Consider the following 5,652-nt stretch of genomic DNA (forward strand, 5'->3'; position numbering starts at 1 on the left):
ATTTTCTTAGGCAGACAGAATCCGTGAGGATTCGTCATTCCCGCGCAGGCGGGAATCCAGAAGTTTGATATTTCTGCAATATTTTCAAGGTTTCAGAAATTTTACGCCCTGGATTCCCGCCTACGCGGGAATGATGAAAATCTGGCGATTTTCTGTCTGTTCAAATTCATACATTTTTAAAAACAATAAAAATATCTCAATGCTTATCCCGAGCCCACGTTCTGTTAAGACAGCGTTTTCTGCGTAATCGTCAAACGCGAGCGGCCGTCGGCAAAGCCGCGTGCATAGCGGCGCGGAATGCGGGCAGCACACTTGCCGCCGGAGATTTTGGCGGTATATTCGCATACCAAGCGCTCCTGCGGCAGCGTGTTGTCCGACAAATCGCTGTTCAGCAGCGGTGCAATCGAGGAATACAGCTTCCACACCACTTCCGTGCCGTCGGGATAATCCACGGCCGCTTCGGCCAGCGCGTTGCCCTCGTTGCAGCCGACATGGCTGACGGCGTAATCAAAGCCTGTATTATCGGGGAAATCCGCCGCGCCGCCGAAACCGAACAGACGGTCGTGGGCGCACAGGCTTTGTTTGACATAAGGCCACACGCAGCTGCGTAAAAAATACTGGTCGGCAAAATGCTCGGATTCCACCTTGCCGCGCAGATAAGCTTCGATTTTGCCGCGCATATCCGGCACCGCGCCCGCCGCCGCGCCCCACAGCCCGGCCAACACCAGCTCGGTATGCGAGCCGGAATCGCGCATGGTGTGAAACAGCTTGCCGCTCTGCAGCCAGGCCGCCACCGCCGCCGCTTCGCGCTGGGAAATCACCGAATCGGCATCGCGGAACAGAATATACGCCGCGTCTGCATCGTCCATCGCCAGAAAGCGCCACATCGTACCCGGCCACGCCTGCGCCGCCGCGTCCACTTCCACCACTTCCGCACCGTGTTTTTTCAGACGGCCCGACACCTGCTCCGGCACGCTGCCGTCCACATAAAAGCGGCACACCCAGCCCGGGTAGATGTCGGCGCAGATTTCCGCATTCAGCACCGCCGGTTCGCCGTATTCGGAGCTGCTGCCAAACAGCGAAAACGCGATGATTTTTTTGCCGTCTGGCTTTTTCGGCGCGGCAGGCAGCGCGGGCAATTCGCCGCTGCCGAACTTTTGGTCGCGCAGCTGCAAAGCCGCCCGCCCGGCGATGCCGCAGCTGACCCAGTCGCCCAAAGCGCCATAGGCATGCGACAGCGCGTCGTAAAAATTCATCCGCATCGGGTCGATTTTCACGCCCTCGCGCGCATAGCGTATGCTTTCCTCATAACGCTCCGACAGCAGCGCCGCCGTGGCCGCATCGCTCCAGGCCGCCGCCGATTTAGGCGCGATTTGCAATGCGCGGCGCACCAGCAGCAGCGCTTCCTGCGGCCGCCCCTGCGCCATCAGCCATTTGAAGGCCTTGCCGATTTCGTCCAGCTGCTGTTGCTGACTCTGCGCCTTCTGACGCTGCTGGAAGCGTTGCAGATGTGCCGGCGCTCTTGCCATAATTTTCCCCTGAATAATGTGTGAAACCGCGGCAGTATAGCAAATCATACGCGTGCTTCCAAACCGCCCGCCTATCCCCGCCGCCCCTTTTTCCGCTACAATGCCGTCTGAAATTTTATCCGAGACACCGATGCGTTTTTTCCACCTGTTTACCGCGCTGCTCGCCGGCCTGCTCCTGACCGCCTGCAGCCGCCACATCCAGCCCGATACCGTGACCCTGCAAGGCACGACCATGGGTACGACCTACTCCGTCAAATATCTGGCGGGCGAAACCGACACGCCGCCCGAAGCCATGCGGCAGCAGCTGGAAGCCCTGCTGGAAGAAGTCAACCGCCAGATGTCCACCTACCGCGAAGACTCCGAAATCAGCCGGTTTAACCGTATGCGCGACACCGGCAAAGCGCTGCCCGTCTCCGACGATTTCGCCCATGTAACCGCCGAAGCCCTGCGCCTAAACGCCCTCACGCACGGCGCATTGGACGTGACCGTCGGCCCGCTTGTCAACCTGTGGGGTTTCGGGCCGAATAAAGAAATCACCCGCGAGCCTTCCGCCGCCGAAATCGAACGCGCCGCCGCCCAAACCGGCGCCGACAAAATCCTGCTCACCCGCAACGGCACGCAGGCTGCCTTAGCCAAAACCCAACCGGAAACCTATCTGGACCTCTCCGCCATCGCCAAAGGCTTCGGCGTAGACAAACTCGCACAACACCTTGAAAAATCAGGTATCGGCAATTATCTTGTCGAAATCGGCGGCGAGCTGCACGGCAAAGGCCGCAACGCCCAAGGCACGCCCTGGCGCATCGGCATCGAAGACCCCAATCTCGCCCAAGGCGCCGCCACCCGCATTATCGTACCGCTCGATAACCGCTCGCTGGCCACCTCGGGCGACTACCGCAATTTCCACACCGATGACCAAGGCCGCCGTCTGTCGCACATCATCCACCCGAAAACGCGCCGCCCCATCAGCCACCGCCTGGCATCCGTCAGCGTCGTCGCCGATAACGCCACCACCGCCGACGGCCTTTCCACCGCCCTCTTCGTACTCGGCGAAACCGAAGCCATGAAGCTGGCGCGCGAGCAAAATCTGGCCGTTTTCCTGATTATCCGCGACGGCGAAGGCTACCGCAGCGAAATGTCGCCTGCCTTCCGCGCATTATTACAATAGGACACTTTATGAAAACCATTCTCCTGACTTTCGGCCTGTTTCTGCTGGTTATTTTCGGCATGGCGCTGGGCTATATCTTCTCCAAACGCGCCATTAAAGGCAGCTGCGGCGGCATCAGCGCCCTGGGCATGGAAAAAGCCTGCGACTGCGACAAACCCTGCGACACCCTGCAAAAGAAACTGGATAAGGAAAAGCAAAGCAGCGGCATTACCGTTGACCATTGAGTATGCGTCACGGCAAAAGCCGTCTGAAAACTTAATGGTTTTCAGACGGCTTTTCTGCATATTGCTTTATCTGCCCGATGGCGGCCGGTACAGTCGTCAGCATTCAATCCTGCTACGGCGTTGCTTCGCTGGGTATCAGAATTTACGCACTGACGATACTCACACCGCCAGCAGCGATTCGTCCAAAGTCAAATCTTCGTTTTTATTGACTTTCACGCCGCGCGCCAATACGTTTTCGGCGATTTGCTGCGCTTCTTCCAGCGAGTGCATTTGGTAAGTGCCGCACTGGTATTCGTTCAATTCGGGAATACGGCTTTGGTCCTGCACCGCAGCAACGTCTTTCATCGAAGCCAGCCAGGCATCGGCCACTTGCGCTTCGTCGGGCGTACCGATCAGGCTCATGTAAAAGCCGGTGCGGCAGCCCATGGGTGAGATGTCGATGATTTCCACCGCGTCGCCGTTGAGGTGGTCGCGCATAAAGCCGGCAAACAGATGCTCCAGGGTGTGGATGCCTTTTTCGGATAAAATCTCTTCGTTCGGAATGCAGAAGCGCAAATCGAATACGGTAATGGTATCGCCTTTGGGCGTGGTCATGGTTTTGGCCACGCGCACGGCAGGCGCGTGCATACGGGTGTGGTCCACTTTAAAACTGTCCAATAACGGCATGGTTTATCCTTCCTGTTGCAGGGTCGCGCCCCGCAAGCTGAATCAAAATGTTTATTCTAGCGCATTTATACGGGGCTGACGGCGATTTCTTCGCCCGCGGCCTCGCTCAATACCCGGTTTAAGACGGCGAAAAACTCGCTGCCGTCACGCGTGGCCAGCCATTGGCCGTCTTTTTCGGCAAAATGGTAGCCGCCGCTTTTGGCGGCAATCCACAATTCCTGGTTCGGCGTATGGCGGTTGACGATTACCTGCGTACCGTCTTGCGCTTCGATGGTTAAGACATTGCCCGCGCTCAGGCAGTCGAAATCCCAGCCGTTGCCGTCAATCTCGTCTTCGATATGGGCAAACAGAATTTCCGTATGGCGGATAAATTCACTTTCGGTCATCATGGCTTTTTGTGTGTTTTTTGTTTAAGATACCGAATCTTGCCACATTCGCGCTCATGAAGAAAGTTTCCGCCATGAAATCCGGTGTATTTTTCGCGGCTCTGTCCGCCTTATTGCTGGCCGCCTGCGGCTTTAAGGGCAATCTCTACCTGCCCAAAGAAGACGATAAAGCCAAATTCGGCGTGATTCAAACCGGCCTGCCGATTTTCCAACCCTCAAAAGAACCCCGCTCACAAGCCCACGAATAACCATGACCCTATATTGCGAACAAACCTCCTACACCCATCTTGCCGACACCTTCGGCACGCCGCTTTACGTTTACAGCCAAAATGCGCTCACGCAGGCTTTTAAGGGCTATACCGAAGCCTTCGCCGCGCTCGACCCCTTAATCTGCTACGCGGTGAAAGCCAACGGCAATCTCAGCATCATCCGCCACTTTGCCGCGCTCGGCAGCGGCTTCGACATCGTCTCCGGCGGCGAGCTGGCGCGCGTTTTGGCCGCAGGCGGCGATGCGGCCAAAACCATCTTCTCCGGCGTCGGCAAAAGCGAAGCTGAAATCGAATACGCGCTTGAGGCCGGCGTTAAATGCTTCAATATGGAAAGCATTCCCGAAATCGACCGCATCCAAAAAGTCGCCGCACGCTTGGGCAAAACCGCGCCCGTTTCCCTGCGCGTCAACCCCGATGTCGATCCCAAAACCCACCCCTATATCTCCACCGGCCTGAAAGCCAACAAATTCGGCATCGCCTATACCGACGCGCTGGCCGCCTACCGCCACGCCTCGCGGCAGCCCAATCTCAAAATCGTCGGCATCGACTGCCACATCGGCTCGCAACTGACCGACCTCAGCCCGCTGGTCGAAGCCTGCGAACGCATCCTGCTGCTGGTTGACCGCTTGGCCGAAGAAGGCATCGTCATCGAGCATCTCGACTTGGGCGGCGGCGTGGGCATCGTCTATAAAGACGAAAACGTGCCCGATTTGCAATCCTACGCCGATGAAGTGCAAAAACGCATCGGCAGCCGCCGTCTGAAACTCATACTTGAACCCGGCCGCAGCTTGGTCGGCAATGCCGGTGCACTGTTGACGAAAGTGGAGTTTGTCAAAAAAGGCGAAGAAAAAAACTTCATCATGGTCGATGCCGCCATGAACGACCTCATGCGCCCCGCCCTTTATAACGCCTATCACCACATCGAAAACGCCGAGCAGAAACATACCCCCCCTTTACCGCCGACATCGTCGGCCCCGTATGCGAAACCGGCGACTTCCTCGGCCAAGACCGCGAACTCGCCTGCGAGGCCGGCGACATCCTGGTGGTACGCAGCGCCGGCGCCTACGCCGCCAGCATGGCCAGCAACTACAACGCCCGCAACCGCGCCGCCGAAGTGATGGTGTCCGGCAGCGAAGCCAAACTCATCCGCCAGCGCGAAACGCTTGAGCAGCAAATGGCGAACGAGCTTTCCTGCCTTTAACGCGTATCAAGCCGTCTGAAAATGCCTGTTTTTCAGACGGCTTTTTCTTTATTGCTTGAATACGCCCCGGGGTTTAACGGCCAAGTTTGTGAATTTAAATCGATATGCTCAGAAACCGGATGCTGCACTTAAAAGTGTAGGAAATAGCCACGTTGTTTACACTTTTGGAACAATTCAGCTTTCGTTTTCCGGCCGTATGATGTTTTAGCAAA

Annotated in this window: 6 protein-coding genes and 1 pseudogene; 4 read left to right on the forward strand and 3 right to left on the reverse strand. The window is 57.2% G+C overall.

Annotated elements, in window-relative coordinates; genetic code table 11:
- Window positions 1-224 precede the first annotated feature (224 nt).
- Window positions 225-1,529 (reverse strand): tetratricopeptide repeat protein, encoded by a 1,305-nt coding sequence (locus tag BDE01S_RS07860; RefSeq protein WP_115225379.1) that lies wholly within the window; start codon window positions 1,527-1,529, stop codon window positions 225-227.
- 100 nt (window positions 1,530-1,629) lie between these two features.
- On the opposite strand from BDE01S_RS07860, the gene BDE01S_RS07865 reads away from it, so the two are divergent.
- Window positions 1,630-2,694: an FAD:protein FMN transferase gene (locus tag BDE01S_RS07865; protein ID WP_066079799.1), complete on the forward strand. Its 1,065-nt coding sequence runs from the start codon at window positions 1,630-1,632 to the stop codon at window positions 2,692-2,694.
- Between the two features lie 8 nt (window positions 2,695-2,702).
- Window positions 2,703-2,918 carry a (Na+)-NQR maturation NqrM gene (gene nqrM / locus BDE01S_RS07870; protein ID WP_066079802.1) on the forward strand — a complete coding sequence of 72 codons (216 nt, stop codon included), beginning with the start codon at window positions 2,703-2,705 and terminating at the stop codon, window positions 2,916-2,918.
- 159 nt (window positions 2,919-3,077) lie between these two features.
- Here the strand turns inward: nqrM and luxS are convergent, their stop codons facing one another.
- Both luxS and cyaY read right to left on the reverse strand, forming a co-directional pair.
- Window positions 3,078-3,584, reverse strand: coding sequence for an S-ribosylhomocysteine lyase (gene luxS, locus BDE01S_RS07875; RefSeq protein ID WP_066079805.1), 507 nt, complete (start codon window positions 3,582-3,584; stop codon window positions 3,078-3,080).
- Between the two features lie 65 nt (window positions 3,585-3,649).
- Window positions 3,650-3,973, reverse strand: coding sequence for an iron donor protein CyaY (gene cyaY / locus BDE01S_RS07880; protein ID WP_066079807.1), 324 nt, complete (start codon window positions 3,971-3,973; stop codon window positions 3,650-3,652).
- Window positions 3,974-4,026: 53 nt separating this feature from the next.
- Here cyaY and lptM point away from each other — a divergent pair, with 53 nt between their 5' ends.
- Both lptM and lysA read left to right on the forward strand, forming a co-directional pair.
- Window positions 4,027-4,218 carry an LPS translocon maturation chaperone LptM gene (gene lptM, locus BDE01S_RS07885; RefSeq protein WP_420866860.1) on the forward strand — a complete coding sequence of 64 codons (192 nt, stop codon included), beginning with the start codon at window positions 4,027-4,029 and terminating at the stop codon, window positions 4,216-4,218.
- A gap of 2 nt (window positions 4,219-4,220) precedes the next feature.
- Window positions 4,221-5,440: pseudogene (gene lysA / locus BDE01S_RS07890) on the forward strand (diaminopimelate decarboxylase).
- Window positions 5,441-5,652 lie beyond the last annotated feature (212 nt).

The organism is Bergeriella denitrificans NBRC 102155 (genome assembly GCF_001592185.1).
GTDB classification, from domain to species: domain Bacteria; phylum Pseudomonadota; class Gammaproteobacteria; order Burkholderiales; family Neisseriaceae; genus Neisseria; species Neisseria denitrificans.